This window comes from Ramlibacter tataouinensis TTB310 (genome assembly GCF_000215705.1).
GTDB lineage: Bacteria > Pseudomonadota > Gammaproteobacteria > Burkholderiales > Burkholderiaceae_C > Ramlibacter > Ramlibacter tataouinensis.
On record NC_015677.1, the window covers coordinates 3,418,506 to 3,444,098 of the forward strand.

Sequence of the window (25,593 nt, forward strand, 5' to 3'; positions counted from 1 at the left end):
CCCGTGTTTGGCGCTTCGTGCTGTAGGACAGAATCGAGGCCCCTTCCTGCCTCTGCACCATGAGTCTTGCCCTGCTCGATGCCGCGGCGACGGCCGCGCGCCTGCCCTATCCCGCCCTGGTGCACGCCGTGCAGGCGGTGCTGCGCGATCCGGCGGTGCAGGTGCCGCTGCGGCTGGTGCAGCCACTGCCCGGCGGCGCCAGCCTGTTCGTGATGCCGGCGCTGGACGGGCGCATCGCCATCACCAAGCTGATCACCTTCACCCCGGCCAACGCGGGCAGCGCACGCCCCACCATCCAGGGCGACGTGGTGGTGTTCGACATCGCCACCGGCGAGCGGCGCCTGGTGCTGGACGGGCCCACGGTCACGGCGCGCCGCACCGCCGCCGTATCGCTGCTGGCGGCGCAGCGCTTCGCGCCGCAGCCGGCGGGCCCGCTGCTGATCGTGGGCGCCGGCGCGCAGGGGCGCTCGCACCTGGAAGCCTTTGCGCAGGGCCTGCCGCTGGCCGAGGTCCGGATCGCCTCGCGCAGCGCCGCGAGTGCCGAGTCCCTGGCCGCGCGTGCGCGTGAACTGGGGCTGCGGACCCGCGTCGTGAGCGATCCCGACGCCGCCCTGGCCGAATGCCCGCTGGTGGTGACCTGCACGCCCGCCAGCAGCATCGTGCTGTCGGCCCTGCCGCGGCCCGATGCCTTCATCGCCGCCGTCGGTGCCTTCACGCCCGGCATGGTGGAACTGGCGCCCGACCTGGTGCGCCACTGCGCACGGCACGGCCGCGTGGTCCTGGACACCCCGGACGCGCGGCACGAGGCGGGGGACCTGCTGCAGGCGGGCCTGGACGTCGCGGGCCTTGCGGCCTTGGCCGACCTGCCCCGTGGTGATGGCAACGAGGCTCGCACCGGCCCCGTGCTGTTCAAGAGCTGCGGCTGGGCCGGCTGGGATTTGGCCGCCGCGCGGGCGGCCATCGGCTGAGGACGGAAGCGGGCAGCGCCGGGTCGGGGGTCAGGCCTTGGGCAGCGTCACGCCGTGCTGGCCCTGGTACTTGCCGCCGCGGTCCTTGTAGCTGGTCTCGCAGACCTCGTCGCTCTCGAAGAACAGCACCTGGGCGCAGCCCTCGCCGGCGTAGATCTTGGCCGGCAGCGGCGTGGTGTTGGAGAACTCCAGCGTGACGTAGCCCTCCCACTCGGGCTCGAACGGGGTGACGTTGACGATGATGCCGCAGCGCGCGTAGGTGCTCTTGCCCAGGCAGATGGTCAGCACGTTGCGCGGGATGCGGAAGTACTCCACGGTGCGCGCCAGCGCGAAGCTGTTGGGCGGGATGATGCAGCAGTCGTCGTGGAAGTCGACGAAGCTCTTCTCGTCGAAGTTCTTCGGGTCCACCACCGTGCTGTGGATGTTGGTGAAGACCTTGAATTCCGGCGCGCAGCGGATGTCGTAGCCGTAGCTGGAGGTGCCGTAGCTGATGATCTTGCGCCCCTCGCTCTGCCGGACCTGGCGCGGCTCGAACGGCTCGATCATGCCGTGCTGCTCGGCCATCCGGCGGATCCACTTGTCGCTTTTGATCGTCATCGGGCACTCCTGTGGCGCGCATTCTAGGACGCACCAGCGCTGCGGCCGAGCTTGGCCCCTAGAATGGTCCGCAACAACAAGCACGACCGTAGGGGGCACCTTGGAGGGGGACTCTTTGCACGACCAGCGCTATGCGCCGCCCGCTGCCCACGTAGAAGACGTCGAGGCACCGGCCGTCGGCCCCGCCACGCGGGCCAGGCGCTTCTGGGCCGCGATGCTCGACACCGGGATCGGGGTGTTCGCGCTGCTGCTCCTGGAAGCCGTGCTGCCCGAGGCCATATGGCCCGGCGATTCCGGCGAGGCCTGGTGGACCCTGCAGCCGGCGGACGCGGCCCGTGACTTCCTCCTCTTCCTGCTGCTGCATGGGGTGCTCCTGCTGCGGCGCGGCCAGACCATCGGCAAGGCGCTGCTGGGCATCCGCATCGTGCGCAGCGACGGCGGCACGCCTTCCGCATTCCAGCTCCTTGCCGTCCGGCACGGGCTGCTCTACGCCCTGATGATCGTGCCCGGCGTCGGCTTGTTCGTCGTCCTGGTCGACAGCCTGCTGATCTTCCGCAGCTCGCGCCGCTGTCTGCATGACACGCTGGCCGACACCATCGTGGTGAAGGCCTGATCGGCCGCCCATGGCGCTGGACACCCTGTACCAGGCCGAGACGCCCGAGGGCATCGCCCTGGCCTTGCGACCGGCCGGCCTGGTGGCCCGGGCGCAGGCCTGGGCCATCGACTTCGGCATCCGGCTCGGCCTCTTTTTCGTCATCAGCCTGGTCGCCGGCATCGCCGGCGGTCTCGGCGCCGCCTTCCTGCTGATCGCCTACTTCCTGCTGGAGTGGTTCTACCCGGTCGTCTTCGAGCTCGGGCGCGGCGGCGCCACGCCCGGCAAGCAGGCCCTGGGCCTGCAGGTGGTGATGGACTCGGGCCTGCCGGTCACCGTCGCCGCTTCGGTGGTGCGCAACCTGCTTCGCGCCGCCGACTTCCTGCCCTTCCTCTACGCGGCCGGTGCCATGGCGCTGCTGCTGCGCCACGACTTCAAGCGCCTGGGCGACCTCGCCGCCGGCACCCTGGTGGTGTACCGCGAAACGGTGCGGCTGCACGGCGCGCTGCCCGAGGCGCCCCCGGTGGCCCCGGCCCGCCTCCTGTCCGGCGCCGAACAGGCCGCGATCGTGGCCTGGGCCGGCCGCGGCACCCGGCTCACGCCCGAGCGGTTCGAGGAGCTGGCCCAGCTCGCCCGCCCGGTCGCCGGCCTGCCGGCCGGCGCGCGCGGCGCCGACCTCACCCGGCGGCTGCTGGGCGTGGCCCACTGGGTGCTGGGGCACCGGGAGGCGCAACGATGACGACGGCGCGGCAGTTCGAGGCGATGTACGCCGCCACCTGGGCGGCACTGGAACGCCTGCTGGACGAGGCGGAAGGCGGAGCGAAGCACTACGACGGCGCGGCGCTGGCCACGCTGTACCGCCGCAGCTGCGAGCACCTCGCCCTGGCCCGGGCCCGAGCCTATCCGATCCACCTCACCCAGCGGCTGGAGTCGCTGACGGAAAGGGCGCACCGCCAGATCTACCGGCCCCAGGGCTTCGCGCTCGGGCAGCTGCGGGATTTCGCGCTGGTCGACTTCCCGCAGGCGGTGCGCGCGCACCGCGGTTACCTGCTGGTCGCCGCCGCGCTCTTCCTGCTGCCGATGCTGGCGCTGGCCTGGGCCAGCTGGCGCGATCCGGGATTCATCCTGCACCTGCTCGACGCCCGGCAGGTCCGGCAGTTCGATGCGATGTACGGACCCGGCCCGGGGGGCATCGGGCGCGAGCGGCCAGCCGACACGGATTGGGAGATGTTCGGCTTCTACATCATGAACAACATCGGCATCGGCTTCCAGTGCTTTGCCGCCGGCATCTTCGCCGGGGTGGGCAGCGCCTTCTACCTGGTATTCAACGGCCTGTTCATCGGTGCCGTGGGCGGCTACCTGATCACGCGCGGGCACGCAGAGAACTTCCTCTCGTTCGTCGCCACCCACAGCGCCTTCGAGCTCACGGCCATCGTGCTCGCGGGCGCCGCCGGGCTGCGCCTGGGCCACGCCGTGCTCGCACCCGGGCGGCTGGGTCGCCTGGCGGCCCTGCAGCACGGCGCCCGTGACGCCGTGGTCGTGGTCTACGGCGCGGCGGCGCTGCTGGTGGTGGCCGCGGCGGTCGAAGCCTTCTGGTCGTCGGCGCGCTGGGTCGCGCCCGCCGTCAAGTACGGCGTGGCGGCCGCCTGCTGGCTGCTGGTGATCGGCTATCTCGCCTGGCAGGGACGGCCGGAGGACGCGCGTGCGGGTTGATGCGATCGCCCTGCAGCTGCGGCCGCGGACCATGGCCGAAGCCGCGGACCTCGGCGTCTTGCTGGTGCAGCGGCATGTCCGCAGCCTCGCGCGCACCTGGGCGCCCGTGTATGCCGCGGTGGCGCTGCTCGCGTTGGCCACCATCGAGCTGGGCGCCTGGGTGCCCGGGCTGGTGATCTTCTGGTGCAAGCCCTGGCTGGACCGCACCATCCTGTTCGTGCTCTCGCGCGCCGTGTTCGGCGACGCGACCAGCGCGGCCGACCTCTGGCGGCAGCGCAGGAGCATCTGGCGGGGCGACCTCCTGCGGACCCTGACGCTGCGCCGGCTGTCGCCCTGGCGCTCCTACACCCAGCCCGTGGCCCAGCTGGAAGGCCAGTCGGGCGCGGCCCGCCGGCGCCGCCGCGCCCAGTTGCTGCGTGGCAGGCGCGGCGCCGCCGCCGGCGTCCATGCCGTCTATGCGCACGTCGAACTGGTGCTGGTCACCGGCGTGCTGGCGCTGGCGGTTTGGCTTGCCCCCGAAGGGTCGCACCGCAGTGTGCTGGCCTGGCTGGGCCGCGGTGGCACGCTGTCCAACGGACTCGTGATCTCCGCCACCTATGCCGCCATCGTGCTGGTGCTGGAGCCGTTCTACGTGGCCAGCGGCTTCGCGATGTACCTGAACCGGCGCGTCGAGCTCGAAGCCTGGGACGTCGAACAGGAGTTCCGCCGTGCGCTGGCCTGAACTGGTGCTGGCCGCCTGCCTCGGCCTGGGCGCGCCGGCCCAGCTGCTTGCCCAATCGCCCAGCCGGCAGGAGGTGCAGCAGGCCGCGGACGTGGTGCGCAGCCATCCGGACCTCGGGGGCAGGAAGAAGGTCAAGACCCTGCGGCTGCGCGAACGCGACGATCCCTCCGAGAAGCAGCAGGATCCCGCTCAATGGCGCTGGGTGCTGGCGCTGTTCCGCTGGATGGCCGAAACTGCGCGGGTGCTGGTCTGGGTGGGCGGCGCGGTCCTGGTGGCGCTGTTGCTGGTGGGCCTGCGGCACTGGCTGCGGGTGCGCAGCCAGGCATTCCGCATGCCCGCGGGCGCTCCCCCGACGCACGTGCAAAGCCTGGACATACGCCCGGAGAGCCTGCCGCCGCAGGTGGGCGCCGCCGCGGCCGGACTGTGGCAGCGCGGCGAGCACGTGGCCGCGCTGTCGCTGCTGTACCGTGGCGCGCTGTCGCGTCTGGTGCACGGCCACGGCCTGCCGATCAAGGGTGCCAGCACCGAGGGTGAATGCCTGGCGCTGGCCCGCACGCGCCTCGACCCGGCCGGCGGCGCCTTCTTCTCCACCCTGGTCGCTGCGTGGCAGCTGGCGGTCTACGGCGCCCGCCTGCCCGACGGGACGCAGGTGCTCGCGCTGTGCCGCGAGTTCGACACCCAGCTTCCGGCACCTGCGCCGGGGCCCTCGTGATGAGCCGCGCCGCCTGGGTCCGCGTCGGCGTGCTGGTCCTGCTGGTGCTGGCCGGCGCCTGGCTGGTACGCGCCACCGAGTGGGTGGAGCAGGAAGTCGACCAACCGGCGCGGGGCGAGGCCGCGCGCAACGACTTCTTCGCCTTCGAGCAGCTGATGCAGCGCCTGGGCGTGCCGCTGGAGCGGCGGCGGGCGCTGGACGCCTTGCCGCCGGCCGGCGCGGTGCTGGTCCTGCAGTCGCAGTACTGGGACCTGTTTCCGCAGCGCGCGGTCCAGCTGCGCGAATGGGTGGAAAGCGGTGGCCACCTGGTGCTTCCGGGAACGATGGCGGACGACGCTGCCCTGGAAAAGTGGCTCCCGGTGCGGCTGGCCCGCCAGCCAGCCGCGCAAGCCACGGTGCCGCCACGCGAACGGCCTGCGCCACAACGCTCTGCGGCCCGCGAGCCGCAGTGCCGCCCGCTCACGGCCAGCGGCTCCGCGGTGCCGGCCGGTACCGTCGAGCGACCGTACGAAGTCTGCGCGGGCCCGTTCTGGCGCGACCTGCGGCCTGCAGACGGCGTCGTGCCGCAGTGGATGCTGGCCGGCATGGACCGCATCGAAGTCTTGCGCGTGCCCCATGGCCAGGGCAGCGTCACGGTGCATGGAGCCTGGAACCTGCTGCACAACCGCGAGCTGCTGCGCGCCGACACCGCGCCAGCGGTCGCGGCGGCCTTTCAGCTGCACCGCGGCACGCGCGTATGGCTGGTCACCGAGGAGTCGCGCCCGCCGCTGCTGCTCTGGATCTGGCGCGAAGCTGCGGTCGCGGTGATGCTGGCCACCGCCGCGCTCCTGGCCTGGCTGTGGCGTGGCGCGGTGCGTTTCGGGCCGCTCGGGGTCGTGCCGATACCGGAGCGGCGCTCGATGAGGGAGCAGCTGGTCGGCACCGCCGCTTTCCTGTGCCGCCACGGGGCGGCAACACTGCACAAGGCGCAGGTGCGTGCGCTGCACGAAGCGGCGTGCGCCCGCCTTCCCGCCCGCGCCAGCCTCGGCCAGGACGAACGCATCGAGGCGGTCGCCCGGGCCACCGGGCTCGCCGCCGTCGGGCTCGAACATGCCTGGCGCGACGGCCCGCGCACGCCCCACGCCCTGGCAGGCGATCTCGGCCTGCTCGAAGAAGCCCGCCGGCGCCTGCTGCGCGCCGATCCATTCCTGCGCTCCTCCACTGCCAATGACCATCAAGCCTGAAGACCTCGCCCGCGCTGCGGAACTCATCACCATCCTGAGAGCCGAAATCGCCAAGGCCGTGGTCGGCCAGGGCGGCGCGGTCGAACAAACGCTGGTCGCGCTGATCGCCAGCGGGCACGTGCTGATCGAAGGCGTTCCCGGCCTGGGCAAGACGCTGCTGGCGCGTGCGCTGGCCCGGGTGATGAGCCTGCGCCACGCGCGCATCCAGTTCACGCCGGACCTGATGCCGTCCGACATCACCGGCCATGCCGTGCTGGACCGCTCCGAGGCGGTCAACGGCGGGCTGGGCACGCTGCGCGTGCACCAGGGCCCGGTCTTCACCAACCTGCTGCTGGCCGACGAGATCAACCGCGCGCCGGCCAAGACCCAGAGCGCCCTGCTGGAAGTGATGCAGGAGTACCAGGTCACGCTGGAAGGCAATGCGCTGCCGCTGCCGCGGCCCTTCATGGTGCTCGCCACCCAGAACCCGATCGACACCGAAGGCACCTACCCGCTGCCCGAGGCGCAGCTGGACCGCTTCCTGCTGAAGATCAGCATCGGCTATCCCGGCGCGGCGGAAGAAACCGCGATCGTGCGCGCCAGCACCCAAGGGCAGGCGGGCAACCTGCTGCCGCTGGAGCAGCTGACGCCCTGCCTGGAGGAACGCCACGTGCTGGCCCTGCAGCAGATGGCCTCGCATGTGCGCGCTGACGACCGCGTGCTGGATTACGCGGTGCGCATCACGCGCGCCACGCGCGAATGGCCCGGCCTGTCCGCGGGCGCCGGCCCGCGCGGCGCGATCGCCCTGGTGCGGGCGGCGCGGGCCACGGCCTTGCTGCAGGCGCGCGACTTCATCACGCCCGACGACGTCAAGCAGCACGCCCTGCCGGCGCTACGGCACCGGGTCCTGCTGGCGCCGGACGCGCAGCTGGAGGGCCGCTCGGTCGACGGCCTGCTGGCAGCGGCGCTGGACAGCGTTCCCGCCCCCCGCCTGTGAACCCGTTGCGATGAAACTGCGTGCCGTCTTGCCCTCCCGCGCCGCGGCCGGGGCACTGGCATTGCTGGCCGCCGCCTGCGCGGCAGCGCTGCTGGCGGGCGTGCCTCGGCCGCAAGTGTTGGCCGGCGCCACGCTGGCGGTTGCCCTCGGGCTCGCCTGGTCCGCGCTGGACCTGGCCTGGAGCCTGCGCGCGGCGGCACGCGCGCCGCTGCGCGTCGAACGCCGGGCGCCGGCCGCCTTCGCACTGGGCGTGCCGACCGATGTCGTGCTGCACCTGGACAACGACGGACCGCGCGCAGTGCAGGTGGCCGTGTTCGACGAGCCCGATGCCCGCCTGGCTTTCGAAGGGCTGCCGCAGGCCGTGCGGGTGCCGCCCGGCAGCCGCGCCGTCATCCGCTACCGGGTCACCGCCCTGCAGCGTGGCCCGGTGCGCTTTGGCGCCACCCAGCTGCGCTCGCGCAGCGCCGGCGGTGCCTTCGAGCTGCTGCACGCCGCAGGCGCGGGCCAGCTGCTGCGCGTGTACCCCAACTTCGCCGCCGTGGCCGGCTATGCCTGGCTGGCGGGCGACCGCCGGCTGGCGCAGATGGGCATCAAGGCCTACGCTCAGCGCGGCCTGGGCACCGACTTCCGGCAGCTGGCCGAATACAGCCCGGGCGAGCCGGTGCGGCACATCGACTGGAAGGCCACGCTGCGCCAGGGCAAGCCGATCGTGCGGCAGTTCCAGGACGAGCGCGACCAGCGCGTGCTGTTCCTGCTGGACTGCGGCCGCCGGATGCGCGCGAGCGACGGCGCAGTCAGCCACTTCGACCAGGCGCTCGACGCCCTCATGCTGCTCGCCTATGTGGCGCTGCGCGAGGGTGACGAGTTCGGCGCCCTCACCTTCGGCAACCGCCCGGGCGAGCAGCGCGATTTCGCGCCGCGCAAGGGCGTGGCCAGCCTGAATGCGCTGATGAACCGGCTGTACGACCTGGAGCCGGCCGCGGTGCACTCGGACTATGTGCAGGCCGCGGGCGACCTCATGCGCCACTTCCCGCGCCGCGCGCTGGTGGTGGTGCTGACGAATTTCCGCGACGAGGATGCCGAGGAACTGCGCCCCGCGATCGCGCTGCTGCGCTCGCGCCACCTGGTGCTGGTGGCGAGCCTGCGCGAGCGGGTGCTAGGCGAAGTCGCCGCACAGCCGCTGGCGCGCCCGGAACACGCGGCCGAGGCCGCAACCGCGCACCTGTTCGCGCAGGCCCGGCGGGATGCCTTCGCCAGGGTGGTGGGCAGCGACCCGCTGTCCTTGGATGTGGAGCCGGCGCAACTGCCAGCCGCGCTGGTGAACCGGTACCACGCCGTCAAGCGTGCGAAATTGCTCTGAAAGTCCTACATTGGGTGTTCAACCAGGAGGAGGAACTCCATGCATACCGCCAATCCCTACGCCCCGCCGCGGGCCGCTGTGGCCGACGTCGGCCACGACCCGGGTGTCACGGCGCCCGTGAAGAACTGGTCCGCCCAGGGCCGCATCGGCCGCCTGCGCTACCTGGCGCACCTCACCGGCGCCTACGTCCTGCTGGCCCTGGTCGGTTTCGTGGCCGGTTTCATCGCTGCCATGCTGAAGACGCAGATGGCGGTTCCCGTCGCCGTCGGCGCCGCTCTCATCGCCTACCTGTGGTTCACGGTGCTCAAGACGATCCAGCGCAGCCACGACATGGACTGGTCCGGCTGGACCTCGCTGCTGGCCCTGATCCCGCTGGTCGGGTTGGTATGGGTGTTCAAGGCGGGTACCGCCGGGGGCAACCGCTTCGGCCTGCCGCCGCCGCCCAACTCGCTGGGCGTGAAGATCCTGGGCCTGCTGTTCCCGATCGTGGCCGGCATCGGCATCGTGGCCGCCATCGCCCTGCCCGCCTACCAGGACTACACGACCCGCGCCCGCGCCGCCCAGCAGCGCTAGCCGGCCAGGGCAGCTAGGCAGCGGCGCCACCGACGTAAACCCGCTCGACCACCCGGTCGTCGCCCAGCACGATGAGCGAGAACAGCAGCTCGTCCAGGTCGCGCGCCTGCGCGGTCTTGCGCGCCAGCAGCGGCGTCGCCCCCGGGTTCAGCACCAGGAAATCGGCCTCGCAGCCGGGCCGCAGGTTGCCGGCCACCCGGTCCAGGCCCAGCGCCTGCGCCGCGCCGGCCGTGTGCTGCCACCACAGGTGCCCGGGTTTGAGCGACACGCCGGGCTTGGTCTGGCCCTCGCGGCCCACGTAGTAGGCCGCGAGCATGGTGTGGAAGGGGCTGAAGCTGGTGCCGCCGCCCACGTCGCTGGCCAGGCCGTAGCGGAAGCCCACGCGGTCGGCACCCTCGTAGTCGAAGAAGCCGCTGCCCAGGAACAGGTTGCTGGTGGGGCTGACGGCTGCGGCCGCGCCGCGCTCGCGCATCAGGCGCCGGTCGTCGTCGTCGAAGTGGATGCAGTGGGCGTAGATGGCGCGCTCGCGCATCAGGCCGAAGCCGTCGTACACCGCCAGGTAGCTGCGCGCATCGGGGAACAGCTCGAGCGCCCAGCGGACCTCGTCCCTGTTCTCCGCCACGTGGGACTGGATCCACACGTCGGGATAGCGCGCCGCCAGCTCGCCGGCGCCGCGCAGCTGCGCCTCGGAGCAGCTGGGCGCGAAGCGCGGCGTGATGGCATAGCCCAGCCGGCCCTGGCCGTGCCAGCGGCGGATCAGGTCCTCGGTGTCGACCAGGGACTGCTCCGTCCGGTCGCGCACCCCATCGGGCGAGTGCCGGTCCTGCAGCACCTTGCCGGCGATCAGGCGCTGGCCGCGCCGCTGCGCCGCCGCCATCAGCGCATCGACCGACGCCGGGTGCGAGGTGCAGAAGGCCAGCGGCGTGGTCACGCCGTGGCGCTGCAGCTCGTCGAGGAACACCTCGGCCACGCCCTGCGCGTAGGCCGCATCGGCAAAGCGCGCCTCGTGCGGGAAGGTGTAGTTCTCCAGCCAGGGCAGCAGGCCCTCGGCCGGCGAGCCGATCACGTCGGTCTGCGGGAAATGCACGTGCAGGTCGATGAAGCCGGGCGCCAGGATGCGGCCGGGCAGGTGCTCCACCGCCACGCCGGGGTAGTTGTCCTTGAGCGCGGACCAGGCGCCGGCGGCGCGCACCACCTGGCCGCCCTGCGCATCGGGCCCGACGACCAGCAGGCCGTCCTCGTCGTACAGGGCCGAGCCGTCGTCGGCGAAGCGCAGCAGCGCGGCGCGGAAAGCTTTCATCAGGGATGCTCCCAACCACCCGCTATTGTGGAAGCTTTCCCTGCACGCCGGCCACCAGGAAGTTCATCTTCAGGATCTGCTCGTCGGTGAGCGCCGCGCCCTGGGCCAGCACCGGGCGGCCGGCGTTGTCCGCGATCGGCCCGGCAAAGGGCCGCAGGCGGCCGGCGGCGATGTCGGCCTGCCGCGCCAGCACCTCGTCCCGCACGGCCTGCGGCACCCGCGGGCCGAAGTCGCCCACTCTCACCATGCCTTCCTTCACGCCGCCCCAGACATTGCCCGGGGTCCACTGCCCCGCCAGCACCTGGCGCGCGCGCCGGGTGTAGTAATCGCCCCAGTGGTGGGTCACGGCCACGATCTGCGCGTCGGGCGCGACCTGCCGCATGTCGGAGTGGTAGGCCACGGCCAGCTTGCCGCGTTCCTGCGCCGCCGCCATCACGGCGGTGGAGCCGGTGTGGAAGGCCACCACGTCAACCTGCTGGTTGAACAGGGACAGGGCCGCGTCGCGCTCGCGCGGCGGGTCGAACCAGGTGCCCAGCCACACCACCTTCACCTGCGCCTGCGGGTTGACCGAGCGCATGCCCAGCGTGAAGGCGTTGATGCCCTGCAGCACCTCGGGGATGGGAAAGCCCGCCACGTAGCCGGCGACATGGGTCCGGGTCATGCGGCCGGCGGCGATGCCGGCCAGGTAGCGGCCCTCGTAGTAGCGCGCATTGGCCACCGCCACGTTGGGCGCCGTCTTGTAGCCGGTGATGGACTCGAACTTCACGTCGGGAAAGTCGCGCGCCACCTTCAGCGTGGGCTCCATGTAGCCGAAGCTGGGCGTGAAGATCAGCCTGTGCCCCTGCCGGGCCAGGTCGCGGATCACGCGCTCGGCATCCGGTCCCTCGGGCACGTTGGCCACGAAGGTGGTGGCCACCTGCGGGCCCAGCGCCGCCTCGACGGCGCGGCGGCCCTCGTCGTGCTGGCGCACCCAGCCCGCCTCGGTAACAGGCGTGACGTAGACGAAGCCGGCTTTCAGCGGCTCGCGGGTCTGGGTGTGCGCGGGGGAAAGAAGGACGCAGGCAGCCGCGAACGCGGCGGCGAGGTTTTTGTACATGGTGTTCCTCTACATGGCCCCGGCGATGCTGGAAAAACGAAGAGGCCCCGGGGCAGGCCTCTTGCGGACGCAATTCTAAGTCGGGGCCCCGAAGCCCGGCACCGTGCGGGCCAAGGCCTCGGGCAGGCGCGCGAACACGCTGTCCCAGTCGCCGCTGGTGCGCTGGCGCAGCAGGCGCGCCGTCGGGTACCAGGGGTTGTCCTCGCGCTCCTCGAACCAGCGCCAGTCCGCCGGCCGCGACAGCAGCACCGCCGTCGGCCGGCCCAGCGCGCCGGCCAGGTGCGCCACCGCGGTGCAGATGCTGATGACGCCGTCCAGCGCGCAGGCCTGCGCTGCCATGTGCTCGAAGCCGGTTTCCGGGAAGCGGTGGAGGGGCGTGAGCCCGTCATCCGCCAGCGCCGGCATGTCGTGCTTGAGTGACCAGTAGTCGGCCCCCGTCGGCAGGGCCGCGCGGAAGCGCTCCAGCGCCACCGAGCGGCGGTGGTCGTTCCAGTTGGCCGGGTTGCCCGACCAGGCCACACCGATCTGCGGCCGGCCGCGGCCGGCCAGGTGCCGGCGCCAGCGCTCCACCAGCGCCGCGTCGGGCTGCAGGTAAGGCACGGATGCCGGGATGCCTTCCATCGTGGTGCCGAAGGCCAGCGGCAGGCTCATCATCGGGCAATGCAGGTCGAAGGCGGGCAGCGGCTCGCCTTCGCGCAGCAGTTGCGCCACGCCGGGCAGCGAGCGCAGCAAGCCGTGCAGCAGTGGCTGCACCTCCAGCACCACGCGCGCGCCCTGCTGCGCCAGCAGCGGCACGTAGCGGCAGAACTGCAGCGTGTCGCCCAGGCCCTGCTCGGCATGCACCAGCACCGTCCTGCCGGCCACGCCCTTGCCGCGCCACTGCGGCTGCGCGAAACCGCGCTGGCGCTTGCCCAGGCGCTCGGCCTGCCAGCGCGCCTCGTAATCCGCCCAGCCCTCGCGCAGCCGGCCGGCCGCCAGCAGCGACAGCGAGCGGTTGAAGCGCAGGTCGGCGCGCACCGGCTGCAGGGCCAGGGCCTGGTCGTAGACCTGCAGCGCCTGCTCATGCCGCCCCTGGTCGCGCAGGGTGTTGGCGATGTTCATCAGCACCTCGGGCTGGCCTGGGCGCTGGGCCAGCACGGCGCGGAAGTGCTCCAGCGCCTCGTCGCGCCGGCCCTGCTCGGCCACCGCCGTGCCCAGGTTGAGGCGCGCGTCGGCGTCCTGCGGCTGCGCCTTCAGCACCTGCCGCAGCAGCGCCTCGGCCTCGGCGTGGCGGTGCAGCTGGTTCAGCGTGATGGCCAGGTTGACGCGGCCCTGGGCCGACGCACCCAAGGCCACCGCCTGCTGCAGCGCCGGCAGGGCCTCCTCGAAGCGGCCCAGCGCATGCAGCGCCACGCCGCGGTTGTTGAGGGCGGGCAGGAAGCGCGCGTCCTGCGCCAGCGCGGCGTCGTAGGCGGCCACGGCCTCCTCCAGCCGCCCCAGGTTCTTGAGCGCGAGACCGCGGGCGTTGTGCACCGCGGGCGCCTTCAGGCCGGCGGCCAGCGTCCCGTCGAAGGCGGCCAGCGCCTGGGCATCACTACCGGCCTGCTGGTGCACCAGCCCCAGCTGGAAGCGGTACATGGGCTGCGCGGGCGCGCGCTGCACGGCGTCCTGCAGCAGCCGTGCACCCTCGTCCAGCGCGCCGCGCTGCGCGACCAGCAGGCCCAGCAGGGCCAGGCCGGCCGCGTCCTGCGGCGCCTGGGCCAGGTGGCCGCGGCACAAGGTCTCGGCCTGCGGCAGGTGGCCGGCGCGCTGCTGCGCCAGCGCCTCGGCCAGGAGCGAAGCGGACATGGCTGGGCGAGGCGTGGTCAGGCGAAGGACGCGAAAGCCGCGTCCAGCCGCTCGACGTAGCGGCGCTTGGCCGCGGCGTCGACGAAGCTGGCCTCGAAGCTGTTCCTGGCCAGCTGCCAGGCCTGGGGCGCGGTCAGGCCGGTGGCGGCGAAGGTCTGGATGAAGTTGTCGTTCAGGTAGCCGCCGAAGTAGGCCGGGTCGTCCGAGTTGACGGTAGCGACCAGGCCGGCGTCCAGCAGCCGGCCGAGGTTGTGGTCGGCCAGCTGGGGAAAGACGCACAGCTTCAGGTTGGACAGCGGGCACACGGTGAGCGGGATGCGGTCCTGCGCCAGGCGCCTCACCAGCGCCGGGTCCTTGGGCGACTGCACGCCATGGTCGATGCGCTCGGCCTTGAGGATGTCCAGCGCCTGCCAGACATAGGCGGGCGGGCCCTCCTCGCCGGCATGGGCCACGATGTGCAGCCCCAGCTCGCGGCAGCGGGCGAAGACCCGGGCGAACTTCTCGGGCGGGTGGCCGACCTCGCTCGAATCCAGGCCCACGCCGATGAACCGGTCGCGCAAGGGTAGCGCCTGCTCCAGCGTCTCGAAGGCGTCGGCCTCGCTCAGGTGACGCAGGAAGCACAGGATCAGCGAGGCCTGCACGCCCAGCTCGGTGCGGGCCCGTTCGCAGGCGCTATGCAGGCCGCGGACCACCGTCTCCATGGACACGCCGCGGGCAGTGTGGGTCTGCGGGTCGAAGAAGATCTCGGCGTGCAGCACGTTGTCGGCCTGGGCGCGGCGCAGGTAGGCCCAGGCCATGTCGTGGAAGTCCTGCTCCTTCAGCAGCACGCTGGCGCCGGCGTAGTAGATGTCCAGGAAGCTCTGCAGATTGGTGAAGGCATAGGCCTTGCGCAGCTCCTCCACATTGGCGTACGGCAGCGACACGCCGTTGCGCCGGGCCAGCTGGAAGATGAGCTCGGGCTCCAGCGAGCCTTCGATGTGGATGTGCAGCTCGGCCTTGGGCATGCGGCGCAGCAGCTCGGGCAGGCGGTCGGGGGCGATGGTGGGCAGGTGGTCCATGGTCACGGGCTGCAAGATAGCAGACTGCCCCGGGCGGATGTCGCCCTCAGGAGGAACCACGCAGGCGCTGCTCCCGCGGCTCCGCGGCGGCGCCGGCCCGGCTGGCGGCCGCGATGGCGGCGGCCACCGCGAGCACGTTGGACCGCGGCACCACCGGGTCGCGCATCACGGCCATCAGCTCGCCCACCGACCAGCCCATGTTCCAGAACCATTGCGCCAGCCCATGCCGGCCATTCGGCTCACCCCGTGCTGAAGCAAGCCAGGCGGGCAAGCCCTCTGGCAGCAGTCGCCCGGCGGCCAGCAGTTTCCTGGGCAGCTCGAGTCCCTGAGCGGGGACGCCGTAGTACTGCAGCAGCCGCACATAGTCGCGGCCCCAGGCGCGTCCCTGGCGGAAGCGGGCCAGGGGACCGGCCTTCTCCCGGTAGTGGACCAGGGCCCGGGGTTCCAGGTGCAGCGAGTAGCCGGCCAACTGCGCGCGCCACGAGTACTCGGTGTCGTGCACGCAGGGGAAATGCGAGTCCAGCGGACCGACCCGCTCGTAGACCGCGCGGCGCAGGCCGAAGCTGCAGCCGCTGGCATGCGCGAGGTAGGGATAGCCCCTCATCTGCGACAGCCGCTCGGACTGGTAGCCCTCCCCTTGCAGCGGATGCAGCCATTCGGGATTGAGCTTGCGGTGGTCCAGGCGGGCCGCCACGAAGTCGTGCCGGGCCAGCGCCTCGCCCATGGCCGCCAGCCAGCCCGGCGCCACCTCGTCATCGGCCTCGCAGAACACGAAGGCGTCGCCGGTGGCGGCCTGGATGCCTACGTTGTAGGAATGGGGCACGCCGAAGCGCGGGGTGCCGGGCACGTGCGCCTGGACGATCTTCAGCGCCGGCAGCCGCTCGCGGTACCGCTCCACGATGGCCATGGAGCCGTCGGTGGAGCCGTTGTTGGCGACGATGAGTTCCCAGCCATTCGGCCAATGCTGGCGGCACAGCGCTTCCAGCTGCACGGCGAGGGTCGCCGCGCCGTTGTAGCAAGGAAGAATCACGCTCAGCTTCATGGCGCCTCCCAGTGGCGGTGAGCGTCGGGCTCGCGCGTATCGGTCGGCGCAGTTGCTCATCGACGTCAGGTCGACGTTAGCAATTCGCCGGCTGCTGGGTTTGAGTTTCTTTTGTGACTGTTAACGGCCGAGCTGGAGACGCCGGGCTCGCGTGACCCTGGGACTCAGTGGCCGCGCGCCCCTGCTAGAAGCTGATGCGCACGGAAGGCGCGCTGCGTTTTGCTTCGCCATGGTGGACGGCTTCGATGTTGTTGCCGTCGGGATCCAGGACGAAGGCAGCGTAGTAGCCCGGATGGTAAGCGCGCTCTCCGGGCGGGCCATTGTCCTTGCCCCCGTTGGCCAGGGCAGCTTGGTAGAACGCATCCACCATGGCCCGGCTCTCCGCCTGGAACGCCAGGTGATGGCGCCCGGTCAGCGCCCCTTGCGCCGCTTCGCTGCCGGGCGTGGAGACGAACAATTCGTCAGCCCAGAAGAATCCATCGCCGGTTCCCCCGATCGGAACATTCAGGACATCGAAAACGGCCGCGTAGAACCTCTGGGCGGCGGAGAGGTCGCGCACCACCAGCTGGAGATGGTCGATCAATCGTCCACGGTGCAATTCCTGAGCTTCCATGCTGTCGCTCCTTCAGGCGACGTTGTACTTGTTTTTGCCGTCCGGAACCATGTGGATCTCCTTGCCGGCGCGCGCGCTCATCGGCGGCAAACGCTGGAAGGAACCGGCATTCATGAGGAGAACAACCTCAGGAGAACCCCGACGGCGATCAGCCACCAGCTCACCTGCTGCGCCACTTTCGCCGATTCTTCGGATATGGGAAAGAACTCGACCTGGCGCCATGCCCAGACGTCGTGCCTGCGGGATCGTACGACTCGCCAGTCATCCACATGACCAGGAGCAACAGCAAGAGTGCGGACGCCGCCGACGTGGCGAGGGCGACTATCCAGTGTCCTCGCGTCATCTGCCCTGGCCAGCGCTCGCCGAACCATCTGCGGGAGCTCACGTTTCCCTCCCATCGACACGGGCGAAACGTGGCTGCCATGCCCCATCGACTTCAACTCGCTCAAAAAACATGGCATGCGGGCGCACCCAGAGACCGGACTCGTTGTAGAGCGGGCGGTAGAGGACCAGGGGCTCCAGGGTCTCGCTGTGGCGGGCTGCACCGAGTACTTCGTACTCGCCACCTTTATAGTGGCGGTACCGTCCAAGGGGTGTGTCGGGCAGTGGCGGAAGGTCAGACATGATGCCGTGGGCCTCTGCAGATACGGCCAGCTCTCTCCAATTCCTACGCTATCTGCTTGCAATAAACCGGCCACTCGCCTGCGCCAGTCTCTATGGCGAGCTTGCGGCAGTCAAGAGCCTGGAACAGCGAGTCCGTCAGCGTTCGGTAGTCCTGGTATAGGGCGATTAGGCCCTCGCGGGATGCCGCAGGCGCAGTGCTCACCTGCCGCCCTCTTTCCTCACCGCGGACAGGAAGGGCTCGAGCCGCTGGTCGATCTTCAGCTGGCGCGCGTGCTCCAGGAAGCACGTATCGATGGCATTCCCGAGCGCGCCAGGCGCGGCCAGAGCCCTTGCCACGAGCTCGGCGAACTTTCGCAGCTGCCGGTCCGTGAACCGGTCGACGTCCTTGGCGAAAAAGTACGCGAACTCCCGCATGACCGAATGGTAGGTAGGGCCGGCGTCCGCGAAGACCGACTCCCCCGACGAAGCGAAGTCAGCCGGTAGCGATGGGAAGATGGCCTGGAGCGTGTTTCTGAGCTCCGAAGCCGACTGAGGCAGACTCTTCATGAAATCCGATGCCTGGGTGAGCGCCTATTGAACATGCCGGTTTCCGAGCTCACCAAAGCGAAGGAGGAGCCCACAGCCATGACGAACCCTTAGGCACCACGCGCCTCATCCAGCATGGGCAGGAACCCTGCCGCTATGAGCCGCGAGCCATCGAATGCGGGTGCCTTCCCCTCGAACTGCATGCGTGGGTCGCTTGTCACCTTCTCCATGCCCGCGTCCCTGGACGCCTTGTCGGGCCACTCGATCCAGGACATCACCACCGTCTCGCCGTGCTTGGCGCCGGCTGCAGCGATGAAGCTGCCGTACTCGCCAGGTTCACCGCGCGCTGTTTCTCCATGGTACGTCGAAGCATCCGGCCCCGCGTCGTCAAGCCAACACTCTACGACCCGCAGCGCCCCATGCTCCTTCACGACCTGGGCCGAGATCTTCGCAAGCAGCTCGTACTCGGACCTGTTGGCGCTCGGTACCGGCGCCAGAAAGCAGTCGATGTAGCTCATGGGGAAGTTCCAGTTCGAGGCTTCACGTCGAGCTCACAGGGAGTGCAAGCTGCGGAAGCCTCTCGCCGCATAGTGCGACTGGGCGCCGTTGTGGTACATGAACACCCTGCCATAGCGGCGGTCGCAGAAGAGGGCGCCACCCAGCGAGCGGACATCCGGCGGGGTCTTGACCCAGCTGGACGTCTTCGCATCGAACTCACCCAGCTTCTGCAGCCCCCGGTACTGTTCTTCCGTCAACAGGTCGATGCCCATCTCGGCGGCCAGTTCGACCGCGCTGCCCTGCGGCTTGTGCTCCTTGCGCGCATCCAGGACTGCACGGTCGTAGCAGACACTTCTGCGACCCATCGGGCTCTCCGCGGAGCAATCGCAGAACGTGAAGAGCCCGGTCTGCTTGTCGTGGCCAATCACGTCCGGCTCACCACCACTCCTCCAGCGCCACGATGGCTTCTGCGGCGAACAAGGAGCCTGGAGCGAAGGCCATGGCATCCCTCATCGATGTGACGCAAGCAGTAGTCGAGCAATGCTGGCATGTAGAGCCGAAAGGAAGCGGCATCGAGGTGAGGGATGCCCCAGTGGTGGTGTTCGAGATACCTGTCCGAGACCCTGTCGTCGATATGAATTGCTGGGAAGCAGCTGGTACGGGCGCCGCTTGCCGTGCCCTCATGCGCGCGCTCAGAGCGCCAGGTTATAGACATAGAACTGCTGGTCGCGGTTCCAGCCGAGAGATTCGTACACGCCCTGAGCATGCGTATTGGTGACGGCGGTGGAGAGCGTCAGCCGCACCGCGCCAGCCGCCCTGGCGAACTCCGCCGCAGCCTGCATCAGCGCCTTGCCAATGCCAATGCCTCGGGACTCCTCACGCACGAACAGGTCGTTGAGGATGTAGATGCGCGCCATGGCGGCCGAGGAAAAGCTCGGGTACAGCTGGGTGAACCCCAACGCCTGCTCGTTGTCGAAGGCCAGGAAGATCACCGATTGGGCATGCTGGAAGCGCTCGAGCAGGAAGGCATGCGCACCGGCCGGGTCGCTCGGCCGCTTGTAGAACCGGCGATAGCCGTCGAACAGCGGCACCAGCGCCGGCACGTCGTGGATCGTGGCTTGGCGGACGGCGAGTTCGTTTGCCATGGCATCCTGCTGCGGTGATATGCCGCGCATGCTAATCGATCGCGTCCAGGGCCCTGTACAGCCAACCCAGCAGCCTTAAGGAGTTCGCGCCGGGCCGACCGAGCCACTGGAAGGGCAGCGGCGCGTCGAACGGTGCGCAGCCCAGGTTTTCACCCACAGCCATCTCAGCAGCCAGCGCGCCGCCGAAGGTCGCCATGGTGAGGCCGTGGCCGCCAAAGCCCAACGCAAAGAACAAGTGCAGCCGGGCGAGCCCCTGCTCGGGCTGATGATTCCAATCGTGCAACGTGCGTTTATGTACATTCGGCCAACCTGTCACACCTAAGGCCTGCTTTGGAAAAAGGGAGTTTCACATGCTTAAGCGTGATTCAAAATTGCGGTTTAACAAGGACCTGTTCAACCGTCTCATGATTGAAAACGGATACGACTCCGCGGCCTTGAGCCGTGCGATGCACAGGTCCGAGGGGTACGCTGGGCCCCTGATCGACCCGCGCAACATCCAGCGCTGGCGCAACGGGGAGGTCAACCCGAACATCGGTTTTGTCAAACGCATCGCCGAGTTCTTCGGCGTGCCGCTGCGCGGCTTCCTTGTCGAGGAGGATTTGCCGGTGACGGAAAGGTGCAGCCACGACCAGCGGTGGGCGACCCCGCAGGAATGAACCAGTCATAGCAGAGGAGCCCGCGCGTGCGCAAATCATTGTCGTCTCTCGCCGCCGCACCGCGGTCGTCCACTCTGCGCGAAGCCAAGGGCGCGCTGGCTGCCGGCTTTGCCAGCCTGATGGTCGGCCTGGCAGTGATTGCCACGCGCGACATCGCAACGCGTATCGACCCGCTGCAACTCGCTTTCCTGCGCTACTTCCCGGCCGGGCTGTGCTTCCTGCCGGCGCTGTGGCTGCGACGCGAGCGCATAGCCAGCCGCGACGCGCTGGCGCTGGGGTTACTGGGAGCGGTGTTCTATTGCCTCTATCCGTGGCTGTTCAGCGCATCGCTGAAGTACACCACCGCGCTCCACGGCGCTCTGATCCTGCCGCTGATCCCGATGGCCACTCTGCTGGCGGCGGCCGCGCTGCGCCTCGAGCGCATCACCTGGCAGAAGCTTTCGGGCATCGCTGTGGCAACCGCCGGTGTGGCAGTGACGCTGGCCGGCAGCTTCATCACCGATGCGGCAGTGAAGCTGCCGGCCGAGGCTTGGAAAGGCGATCTGCTAATGCTGGCCTGCGTAGGGCTCTGTGCAGCCTTCAACACACTCAGCCGGCCCTTCGTGCTGCGCTACTCCACGCTCACTGTTACGTCGGTCACCATGGCGGCGGGTTGCGTGTCGCTGATCGCCGTGGTGCCGCTGGGTGCCGTGGCCGAGGCGGCGGCCGACTTTAGCGGCCGCGACTGGGCAATCGTGGGTTTTCTGTCGCTGGGCGCCGCCGCGGCCGGCAACTACTTGTGGATTCTGGCGCTGGGCCTCACCACGGCCAGCCGGGTTGCGCTGTTCACTACGATTCCACCGGTCGTGGTGGTGATCCTGGGCACGGTATTGCTCGGCGAACAGCCCACCTTGGCCAGCTTGCTTGGGCTGATGCTGGTGCTGAGCGGCATCGTGCTCGCCTACGGCGGTAAGGCCTGAACACGAAAGCGACGGCCGTGATCCGGACGCGCAGCTTTCGACTTACTTCTTCTCCCCGCCCGGCACTTTGCCTTCCACGCCCGCGACGTAGAAGTTGACGCCGCCCAGGAACTTGTCGTCGGCCACCTGGTCCTTGGCCAGCACTTCCTTGCCGGTGTTGTCCCTGATCGGGCCCTTCCAGATGGCGAAGCTGCCGTCCTTCAGGCCGGCCCTGACCTCGTCGATGCGCTTCTTGGTGTCCTCCGGCACGTCGGCCGCGACGGACACCATGTCGATGGCGCCTTCCTTCACGCCCCACCAGGCCTGCTGGCCGCCCTTCCAGCTGCCGTCCAGCGCCTCGCGCACCGCCTTGGTGTAGTACGGCGCCCAGTTGATGACGGCCGAGCCCAGGTGGGCCTTGGGGCCGTAGGCCGTCATGTCGCTGTCCCAGCCGAAGGCGCGCTTGCCCATCTTCTCGGCGGTCTGCAGCACGGCCGAGGAGTCGGTGTTCTGCATCAGCACGTCGGCGCCGCCGTTGATCAGCGAGGTGGCGGCCTCGGTCTCCTTGGGCGGGTCGAACCACTTGCCCACCCAGACCACGCGGGTCTTGATCTTGGGGTTCACCGACTGCGCCCCCAGCGTGAAGCTGTTGATGTTGCGCACCACCTCGGGGATCGGGATGGAGCCGACCACGCCCAGCGTGCCGGTCTTGCTCATCTTGCCGGCGATCACGCCGGCCATGTAAGCGCCCTCATAGGTGCGGCTGTCGTAGGTGCGCAGGTTGTCGGCGGTCTTGTAGCCGGTGGCGTGCTCGAACCGCACGTCCTTGTGGTCGCCCGCGACCTTGAGCATGGGCTCCATGTAGCCGAAGGTGGTGCCGAAGATCAGCTTGTTGCCATTGGCGGCCATGTCGCGGATAACGCGCTCGGCGTCGGCCGACTCGGGCACGTTCTCGACGAAGCTGGTCTCGACCTTGTCGCCGAATTCCTTCTCCACCGCCTTGCGGCCGTTGTCGTGGGCGAAGGTCCAGCCGCCGTCGCCCACCGGGCCGACGTAGGCGAAGGCGATCTTCAGTTTCTGAGGCGCGGGTGCCGGCGCGGGAGCGGCAGGGGCGGCGGCCGTGGGCGCCTGGCCCGGAGCCGGCGCGGGCGGCTCGGACCGGCCGCAGCCCACCAGGGCGGTGGCCGCCAGCGCGGACAGGGCGGCGGCCTGCAGCAGCGAGCGTTTCGTGATGTCGGTCATGGGTTCCTCTGAGTGCAAGGTGGAAAACGACGGAAGAGCAAATTATGAGCCGGGATGGAAGGGCTTCCCCAGCGAGGCCGGCATGTTGACCCGGATCCATGCCGGGTTGCGCGAGATCAGCGCCAGCACCACGATGGTGGCGACGTAGGGCAGCATGGTCAGGAACTGGCTGGCCACCTCCACCCCGGCGCCCTGCAGGTGGAACTGCAGCATGGTCACGCCGCCGAACAGGTAGGCGCCCAGCAGCACGCGGGCCGGCCGCCAGGTGGCGAAGGTGGTCAGCGCCAGCGCGATCCAGCCGCGGCCGGCCACCATGCCCTCCACCCACAGCGGGGTGTAGATCACCGCCAGGTAGGCGCCGGCCAGGCCGCACAGCGCGCCGCCCGCCACCACCGCCAGCAGCCGGATGCGCCGCACCGGGTAGCCCAGCGCATGGGCCGACTCGGGCGATTCGCCCACCGACCGCAGCACCAGGCCGGCGCGCGAGCGGTAGAGGAACCACACCAGCCCCAGCGCCAGCGCGATGGCCGCGTACACCATGGGGTGCTGGCGGAACAGCGCCGGCCCCACCAGCGGCAGGTCGCCCAGCACCGGGATGGAGAACTGCGCCCGCTCGGGCAGCTTGGCCTGCACGTAGCCGGTGCCGGCAAAGGCGGAGAAGCCGGCGCCGAACAGGCTGAGTGCCAGGCCCGTGGCGTACTGGTTGGTGTTGAGCCAGATCACCAGCAGGCCGAACACCGCCGCCAGCAGCGCGCCGGCCGCCGCGCCGGCCACGAAGCCCAGGGCGTCGCTGCCGGTGTGCACCACGGTGGCGAAGCCCGCCAGCGCGGCGCACAGCATCATGCCTTCGGCCCCCAGGTTGACGATGCCCGCCTTCTCGTTGACCAGCAGCCCCAGGGCGGCGATGGCCAGCACCGTGCCCGCGTTCAGCGTGGCGGCCAGCAGCAGCGCGTAGCTTTCCATCAGGCGGCCCTCGGCAGGGCGGCCCAGCGGACGCGGTAGGCCAGCAGGGTGTCGCAGGCCAGCAGCGTGAACAGCAGCAGGCCCTGGAACACGCCGGTCAGCGACTTGGGCAGGCCCAGGCGCGACTGCGCCAGCTCGCCGCCGATGTAGAACATGCTCATGAGGATGGCCGAGAACACCATGCCCACCGGGTGCAGCCGCCCGACGAAGGCCACGATGATGGCGGCGAAGCCGTAGCCCGCCGGCACGTAGGGCGTGAGCTGGCCGATGGGCCCGGCCACCTCCAGCGCGCCAGCCACGCCGGCCGCGCCGCCCGAGACCAGCAGCGCCGTCCACAGCGCGCGGCGCGAGGAGAAGCCGGCGTAGCGGGCCGCCGCCGGCGCCAGCCCGCCCACCTGCTGGGCGAAGCCGGCGCGCGTGCGGAACAGATAGACCCACAGCACCGCCACACCCGCCAGGGCGACCAGCAGCCCTATGCTCACCCGCGAGCCCTGCATCAGGCGCGGGACCTGCGTGACCGACTCGAAGGTGCGGGTCTGCGGGAAGTTGAAGCCGCCCGGGTCCTTCCACGGGCCGAACACCAGGTAGAACAGCAGCTGCTCGGCCACGTACACCAGCATCAGGCTGACCAGGATCTCGTTGGCGTTGAAGCGGTCGCGCAGCAGCGCCGTGACGCCGGCCCACAGCATGCCGCCGGCCAGCCCGGCCAGCAGGATGGCCAGCACGATCCAGCGGCTGCTGTCCTTGCCGGCCAGCAGGGCCACGCCGCCGGCGAAGATGGCGCCGATGACGAACTGGCCCTCGGCGCCGATGTTCCACACGTTGGAGCGGAAGCACACCGCCAGGCCCAGCGCGATCAGCAGCAGCGGCGTGGCCTTGACCATCAGCTCGCCCAGCGCATAGGGCGTCTTGACCGGCTCCCAGAAGAAGACCTGCAGGCCGCGCACCGGGTCCTTGCCCAGCGCCAGGAACAGCAGCGTGCCGATCACCACCGTGACCGCCAGCGCCAGCAGCGGCGAGGCCAGGCTCCAGAAGGCCGAGGCCTGGGGGCGCGGCTCCAGCCTAAACACGGGCGGCCTCCTGGGCGGCTTCCTGGTGCGGACGGTCCCACAGGCCGCTCATCCATTCGCCCATCCGTTCAACGCTCGCGTCGGCGCGGGCGATGGAGGGCGACAGCCGCCCCTTGGCGATCACGTGCAGGCGGTCGCTGATCTCGAACAGCTCCTCCAGCTCCTCGCTGACCACCAGCACGGCGCAGCCGGCGTCGCGCAGCCGCAGGATCTCGGCGCAGATCTGCGCGGCCGCGCCCACGTCCACGCCCCAGGTCGGCTGCGAGACGATCAGCAGCCTGGGGTCGGCGGCGATCTCGCGGCCGACGATGAACTTCTGCAGGTTGCCGCCCGAGAGCGAGCGCGCCGCCGCGTCGGGCCCGCCGGCGCGCACGTTGAAGCGCTCGATCACCTGGCGCGCCTGCTGACGCAGCGCGCCCATGCGGATCCAGCCGCCGCCGGCCACCGCCTCGGTGCGCGTGAGCAGCAGGTTGTGCGCCAGGCCCAGCGTGGGCACGGCGCCGCGGCCCAGCCGCTCCTCCGGCACGAAGTGCAGGCCCAGGGCGCGCCGCTGCGCCGGCCCCAGCCGGGCCGCGTCGCGCCCGGCCACCTGCACCATGGCGGGCTGGGCGCGCGTGTCCTCGCCCGACAGGGCATACAGCAGCTCGCGCTGTCCGTTGCCCGAGACGCCGGCGATGCCCACCACCTCGCCGGCGCGCACCTCCAGCGAGACGGCCTCCAGGTCGGTGCCGAAGGGCGTGTCGCGCGGCAGGCTCAGCTGCCGCACCCGCAGCACGGCCTCGCCGGTGCGGGCCTGCCGGTGCTGCAGCCGCGGCGGCTCGGCGCCGATCATCATGCGGCTCAGCGATGCGTTGCTCTCACGGCGCGGGTCGCACTCGCCCGTCACCTTGCCTGCGCGCAGCACGGTGCAGGCGTCGCACAGCGCCCGGATCTCGTGCAGCTTGTGGCTGATGTAGAGGATGCTGCAGCCCTGCGCCGCCAGCCGGCGCAGCACCACGAACAGCTTGTCAACGGCCTGGGGGGTCAGCACCGAGGTCGGCTCGTCCAGGATCAACAGCTGCGGGTCGGTCAGCAGCGCGCGGATGATCTCCACCCGCTGCATCTGCCCCACCGACAGGGTGTGCACCGGCCGGCCGGGGTCCACGTCCAGCCCGTACTCGGCCGCCTTGGCCTGGATGCGCTGCGTCACCTCGGCCAGCGACAGGCGCTTATTGAGGCCCAGCCAGACGTTCTCGGCCACCGTGAGCGTGTCGAACAGGCTGAAGTGCTGGAACACCATGCTGATGCCCAGCGCCCTCGCCTCCTGCGGTCCCTGCACCGTGACCGGGCGGCCGTTCCACAGCAGCTGCCCGGCGTCGGGCTTGACGCTGCCGTAGATGATCTTCATCAGCGTGGACTTGCCGGCGCCGTTCTCGCCCAGCACGGCGTGGGTCTGGCCCGGCAGCACGGTGAGCGAAACGTCGTCGTTGGCCACCACCGCCGGATAGCGCTTGGTGATGCGGGCCAGTTGCAGGCGGGGCGGTGTCACGCGGGCACGGAATGTGGATGGCTTGCCGGGTTG

The 25,593-nt window shown here is 70.4% G+C and carries 30 protein-coding genes; 12 read left to right on the forward strand and 18 right to left on the reverse strand.

Annotated elements, in window-relative coordinates; genetic code table 11:
- Nucleotides 1-59: 59 nt before the first annotated feature.
- Nucleotides 60-968, forward strand: a complete 909-nt coding sequence (locus tag RTA_RS16405; protein ID WP_013902552.1) for a delta(1)-pyrroline-2-carboxylate reductase family protein — start codon at nt 60-62, stop codon at nt 966-968.
- 30 nt (nt 969-998) lie between these two features.
- Here RTA_RS16405 and dcd read toward each other — a convergent pair whose 3' ends face one another.
- A complete protein-coding gene (gene dcd / locus RTA_RS16410) occupies nt 999-1,565 on the reverse strand; it encodes a dCTP deaminase (RefSeq protein ID WP_013902553.1) in 567 nt (188 codons plus the stop codon).
- A 115-nt stretch (nt 1,566-1,680) separates the two neighbouring features.
- On the opposite strand from dcd, the gene RTA_RS16415 reads away from it, so the two are divergent.
- From RTA_RS16415 to RTA_RS16455, 9 genes are read left to right on the forward strand one after another with little or no spacing between them, the layout of a single operon-like run.
- Nucleotides 1,681-2,178 carry an RDD family protein gene (locus RTA_RS16415; protein ID WP_013902554.1) on the forward strand — a complete coding sequence of 166 codons (498 nt, stop codon included), beginning with the start codon at nt 1,681-1,683 and terminating at the stop codon, nt 2,176-2,178.
- A 10-nt stretch (nt 2,179-2,188) separates the two neighbouring features.
- Entirely contained in the window at nt 2,189-2,896 is a 708-nt protein-coding gene (locus RTA_RS16420; RefSeq protein ID WP_013902555.1) for an RDD family protein, read from the forward strand.
- Nucleotides 2,893-3,870 carry a stage II sporulation protein M gene (locus RTA_RS16425; RefSeq protein WP_013902556.1) on the forward strand — a complete coding sequence of 326 codons (978 nt, stop codon included), beginning with the start codon at nt 2,893-2,895 and terminating at the stop codon, nt 3,868-3,870. Before RTA_RS16420 ends, RTA_RS16425 begins: the two co-directional genes overlap by 4 nt.
- Complete coding sequence (locus RTA_RS16430) at nt 3,860-4,591, forward strand: hypothetical protein (RefSeq protein WP_013902557.1); 732 nt, start codon at nt 3,860-3,862, stop codon at nt 4,589-4,591. The genes RTA_RS16425 and RTA_RS16430 overlap by 11 nt, the downstream gene beginning before the upstream one ends.
- Entirely contained in the window at nt 4,578-5,303 is a 726-nt protein-coding gene (locus RTA_RS16435) for a DUF4129 domain-containing protein (RefSeq protein ID WP_013902558.1), read from the forward strand. Before RTA_RS16430 ends, RTA_RS16435 begins: the two co-directional genes overlap by 14 nt.
- Entirely contained in the window at nt 5,303-6,526 is a 1,224-nt protein-coding gene (locus RTA_RS16440) for a DUF4350 domain-containing protein (RefSeq protein WP_013902559.1), read from the forward strand. Before RTA_RS16435 ends, RTA_RS16440 begins: the two co-directional genes overlap by 1 nt.
- The gene (locus RTA_RS16445; RefSeq protein WP_013902560.1) at nt 6,510-7,502 is read left to right on the forward strand and encodes an AAA family ATPase; all 993 of its coding nucleotides are present in this window, start codon (nt 6,510-6,512) and stop codon (nt 7,500-7,502) included. Before RTA_RS16440 ends, RTA_RS16445 begins: the two co-directional genes overlap by 17 nt.
- Nucleotides 7,503-7,512: 10 nt before the next feature.
- Complete coding sequence (locus RTA_RS16450) at nt 7,513-8,862, forward strand: DUF58 domain-containing protein (RefSeq protein ID WP_041675673.1); 1,350 nt, start codon at nt 7,513-7,515, stop codon at nt 8,860-8,862.
- A 39-nt stretch (nt 8,863-8,901) separates the two neighbouring features.
- A complete protein-coding gene (locus RTA_RS16455; RefSeq protein WP_013902562.1) occupies nt 8,902-9,435 on the forward strand; it encodes a DUF805 domain-containing protein in 534 nt (177 codons plus the stop codon).
- Nucleotides 9,436-9,448: 13 nt separating this feature from the next.
- On the opposite strand, the gene guaD is transcribed toward RTA_RS16455, so the two are convergent.
- The 13 genes from guaD to RTA_RS16510 all read right to left on the reverse strand — a co-directional run bounded on the left by guaD (nt 9,449) and on the right by RTA_RS16510 (nt 19,446).
- Nucleotides 9,449-10,735, reverse strand: coding sequence for a guanine deaminase (guaD, locus tag RTA_RS16460; protein ID WP_013902563.1), 1,287 nt, complete (start codon nt 10,733-10,735; stop codon nt 9,449-9,451).
- Nucleotides 10,736-10,757: 22 nt separating this feature from the next.
- The gene (locus RTA_RS16465) at nt 10,758-11,831 is read right to left on the reverse strand and encodes a BMP family ABC transporter substrate-binding protein (protein WP_013902564.1); all 1,074 of its coding nucleotides are present in this window, start codon (nt 11,829-11,831) and stop codon (nt 10,758-10,760) included.
- A gap of 75 nt (nt 11,832-11,906) precedes the next feature.
- Entirely contained in the window at nt 11,907-13,658 is a 1,752-nt protein-coding gene (locus tag RTA_RS16470) for a tetratricopeptide repeat-containing glycosyltransferase family protein (RefSeq protein ID WP_013902565.1), read from the reverse strand.
- Nucleotides 13,659-13,675: 17 nt separating this feature from the next.
- Complete coding sequence (locus RTA_RS16475; protein WP_041676530.1) at nt 13,676-14,716, reverse strand: adenosine deaminase; 1,041 nt, start codon at nt 14,714-14,716, stop codon at nt 13,676-13,678.
- Between the two features lie 46 nt (nt 14,717-14,762).
- A complete protein-coding gene (locus RTA_RS19940) occupies nt 14,763-15,758 on the reverse strand; it encodes a glycosyltransferase family 2 protein (protein WP_013902567.1) in 996 nt (331 codons plus the stop codon).
- 184 nt (nt 15,759-15,942) lie between these two features.
- On the reverse strand, nt 15,943-16,371 hold the full coding sequence (locus RTA_RS16485) for a VOC family protein (RefSeq protein WP_013902568.1): 429 nt from the start codon (nt 16,369-16,371) through the stop codon (nt 15,943-15,945).
- A 381-nt stretch (nt 16,372-16,752) separates the two neighbouring features.
- Nucleotides 16,753-16,995, reverse strand: coding sequence for a DUF1653 domain-containing protein (locus RTA_RS20435; RefSeq protein ID WP_013902570.1), 243 nt, complete (start codon nt 16,993-16,995; stop codon nt 16,753-16,755).
- A 198-nt stretch (nt 16,996-17,193) separates the two neighbouring features.
- Complete coding sequence (locus RTA_RS16490; protein WP_013902571.1) at nt 17,194-17,541, reverse strand: hypothetical protein; 348 nt, start codon at nt 17,539-17,541, stop codon at nt 17,194-17,196.
- Between the two features lie 89 nt (nt 17,542-17,630).
- The gene (locus RTA_RS16495; protein ID WP_013902572.1) at nt 17,631-18,038 is read right to left on the reverse strand and encodes a DUF1428 domain-containing protein; all 408 of its coding nucleotides are present in this window, start codon (nt 18,036-18,038) and stop codon (nt 17,631-17,633) included.
- Nucleotides 18,039-18,071: 33 nt separating this feature from the next.
- Nucleotides 18,072-18,524 carry a DUF4256 domain-containing protein gene (locus RTA_RS16500; protein WP_081466305.1) on the reverse strand — a complete coding sequence of 151 codons (453 nt, stop codon included), beginning with the start codon at nt 18,522-18,524 and terminating at the stop codon, nt 18,072-18,074.
- Complete coding sequence (locus RTA_RS21470; RefSeq protein WP_353511638.1) at nt 18,443-18,784, reverse strand: DUF6714 family protein; 342 nt, start codon at nt 18,782-18,784, stop codon at nt 18,443-18,445. Before RTA_RS21470 ends, RTA_RS16500 begins: the two co-directional genes overlap by 82 nt.
- Nucleotides 18,711-19,163, reverse strand: a complete 453-nt coding sequence (locus RTA_RS16505; protein WP_013902574.1) for a GNAT family N-acetyltransferase — start codon at nt 19,161-19,163, stop codon at nt 18,711-18,713. The genes RTA_RS21470 and RTA_RS16505 overlap by 74 nt, the downstream gene beginning before the upstream one ends.
- Before the next feature lie 31 nt (nt 19,164-19,194).
- Nucleotides 19,195-19,446, reverse strand: coding sequence for a hypothetical protein (locus RTA_RS16510; RefSeq protein ID WP_041675674.1), 252 nt, complete (start codon nt 19,444-19,446; stop codon nt 19,195-19,197).
- Nucleotides 19,447-19,513: 67 nt separating this feature from the next.
- Here RTA_RS16510 and RTA_RS16515 point away from each other — a divergent pair, with 67 nt between their 5' ends.
- Nucleotides 19,514-19,819 (forward strand): helix-turn-helix domain-containing protein, encoded by a 306-nt coding sequence (locus tag RTA_RS16515; protein WP_013902575.1) that lies wholly within the window; start codon nt 19,514-19,516, stop codon nt 19,817-19,819.
- Nucleotides 19,820-19,845: 26 nt separating this feature from the next.
- A complete protein-coding gene (locus RTA_RS16520; RefSeq protein WP_013902576.1) occupies nt 19,846-20,778 on the forward strand; it encodes a DMT family transporter in 933 nt (310 codons plus the stop codon).
- 42 nt (nt 20,779-20,820) lie between these two features.
- Here the strand turns inward: RTA_RS16520 and RTA_RS16525 are convergent, their stop codons facing one another.
- Genes RTA_RS16525 through RTA_RS16540 form a run of 4 tightly spaced genes read right to left on the reverse strand, consistent with a single transcriptional unit; the run spans nt 20,821 to nt 25,560 of the window.
- Complete coding sequence (locus RTA_RS16525) at nt 20,821-21,999, reverse strand: BMP family ABC transporter substrate-binding protein (protein WP_013902577.1); 1,179 nt, start codon at nt 21,997-21,999, stop codon at nt 20,821-20,823.
- A gap of 42 nt (nt 22,000-22,041) precedes the next feature.
- Nucleotides 22,042-22,962, reverse strand: a complete 921-nt coding sequence (locus RTA_RS16530) for an ABC transporter permease (protein WP_013902578.1) — start codon at nt 22,960-22,962, stop codon at nt 22,042-22,044.
- Nucleotides 22,962-24,032: an ABC transporter permease gene (locus tag RTA_RS16535; protein WP_013902579.1), complete on the reverse strand. Its 1,071-nt coding sequence runs from the start codon at nt 24,030-24,032 to the stop codon at nt 22,962-22,964. The genes RTA_RS16530 and RTA_RS16535 overlap by 1 nt, the downstream gene beginning before the upstream one ends.
- Nucleotides 24,025-25,560, reverse strand: coding sequence for an ABC transporter ATP-binding protein (locus RTA_RS16540; RefSeq protein WP_013902580.1), 1,536 nt, complete (start codon nt 25,558-25,560; stop codon nt 24,025-24,027). Before RTA_RS16540 ends, RTA_RS16535 begins: the two co-directional genes overlap by 8 nt.
- Nucleotides 25,561-25,593: the final 33 nt, after the last annotated feature.

Coding starts and splice junctions, on each gene's coding strand:
- RTA_RS16475 (WP_041676530.1), bottom strand. CDS start 14,716: ATGGACCACCTGCCCACCATCGCCCCCGACCGCCTGCCCGAGCTGCTG.
- RTA_RS16455 (WP_013902562.1), top strand. CDS start 8,902: ATGCATACCGCCAATCCCTACGCCCCGCCGCGGGCCGCTGTGGCCGAC.
- RTA_RS16420 (WP_013902555.1), top strand. CDS start 2,189: ATGGCGCTGGACACCCTGTACCAGGCCGAGACGCCCGAGGGCATCGCC.
- RTA_RS16525 (WP_013902577.1), bottom strand. CDS start 21,999: ATGACCGACATCACGAAACGCTCGCTGCTGCAGGCCGCCGCCCTGTCC.
- RTA_RS20435 (WP_013902570.1), bottom strand. CDS start 16,995: ATGTCTGACCTTCCGCCACTGCCCGACACACCCCTTGGACGGTACCGC.
- RTA_RS16470 (WP_013902565.1), bottom strand. CDS start 13,658: ATGTCCGCTTCGCTCCTGGCCGAGGCGCTGGCGCAGCAGCGCGCCGGC.
- RTA_RS16445 (WP_013902560.1), top strand. CDS start 6,510: ATGACCATCAAGCCTGAAGACCTCGCCCGCGCTGCGGAACTCATCACC.
- RTA_RS16515 (WP_013902575.1), top strand. CDS start 19,514: ATGCTTAAGCGTGATTCAAAATTGCGGTTTAACAAGGACCTGTTCAAC.
- RTA_RS16450 (WP_041675673.1), top strand. CDS start 7,513: ATGAAACTGCGTGCCGTCTTGCCCTCCCGCGCCGCGGCCGGGGCACTG.
- RTA_RS16405 (WP_013902552.1), top strand. CDS start 60: ATGAGTCTTGCCCTGCTCGATGCCGCGGCGACGGCCGCGCGCCTGCCC.
- RTA_RS16425 (WP_013902556.1), top strand. CDS start 2,893: ATGACGACGGCGCGGCAGTTCGAGGCGATGTACGCCGCCACCTGGGCG.
- RTA_RS16495 (WP_013902572.1), bottom strand. CDS start 18,038: ATGAGCTACATCGACTGCTTTCTGGCGCCGGTACCGAGCGCCAACAGG.
- RTA_RS21470 (WP_353511638.1), bottom strand. CDS start 18,784: ATGCTCAGGGCGTGTACGAATCTCTCGGCTGGAACCGCGACCAGCAGT.
- RTA_RS16465 (WP_013902564.1), bottom strand. CDS start 11,831: ATGTACAAAAACCTCGCCGCCGCGTTCGCGGCTGCCTGCGTCCTTCTT.
- RTA_RS16505 (WP_013902574.1), bottom strand. CDS start 19,163: ATGGCAAACGAACTCGCCGTCCGCCAAGCCACGATCCACGACGTGCCG.
- RTA_RS16500 (WP_081466305.1), bottom strand. CDS start 18,524: ATGCCATGGCCTTCGCTCCAGGCTCCTTGTTCGCCGCAGAAGCCATCG.
- dcd (WP_013902553.1), bottom strand. CDS start 1,565: ATGACGATCAAAAGCGACAAGTGGATCCGCCGGATGGCCGAGCAGCAC.
- RTA_RS16440 (WP_013902559.1), top strand. CDS start 5,303: ATGAGCCGCGCCGCCTGGGTCCGCGTCGGCGTGCTGGTCCTGCTGGTG.
- guaD (WP_013902563.1), bottom strand. CDS start 10,735: ATGAAAGCTTTCCGCGCCGCGCTGCTGCGCTTCGCCGACGACGGCTCG.
- RTA_RS16490 (WP_013902571.1), bottom strand. CDS start 17,541: ATGAAGAGTCTGCCTCAGTCGGCTTCGGAGCTCAGAAACACGCTCCAG.
- RTA_RS16485 (WP_013902568.1), bottom strand. CDS start 16,371: ATGGAAGCTCAGGAATTGCACCGTGGACGATTGATCGACCATCTCCAG.
- RTA_RS19940 (WP_013902567.1), bottom strand. CDS start 15,758: ATGAAGCTGAGCGTGATTCTTCCTTGCTACAACGGCGCGGCGACCCTC.
- RTA_RS16530 (WP_013902578.1), bottom strand. CDS start 22,962: ATGGAAAGCTACGCGCTGCTGCTGGCCGCCACGCTGAACGCGGGCACG.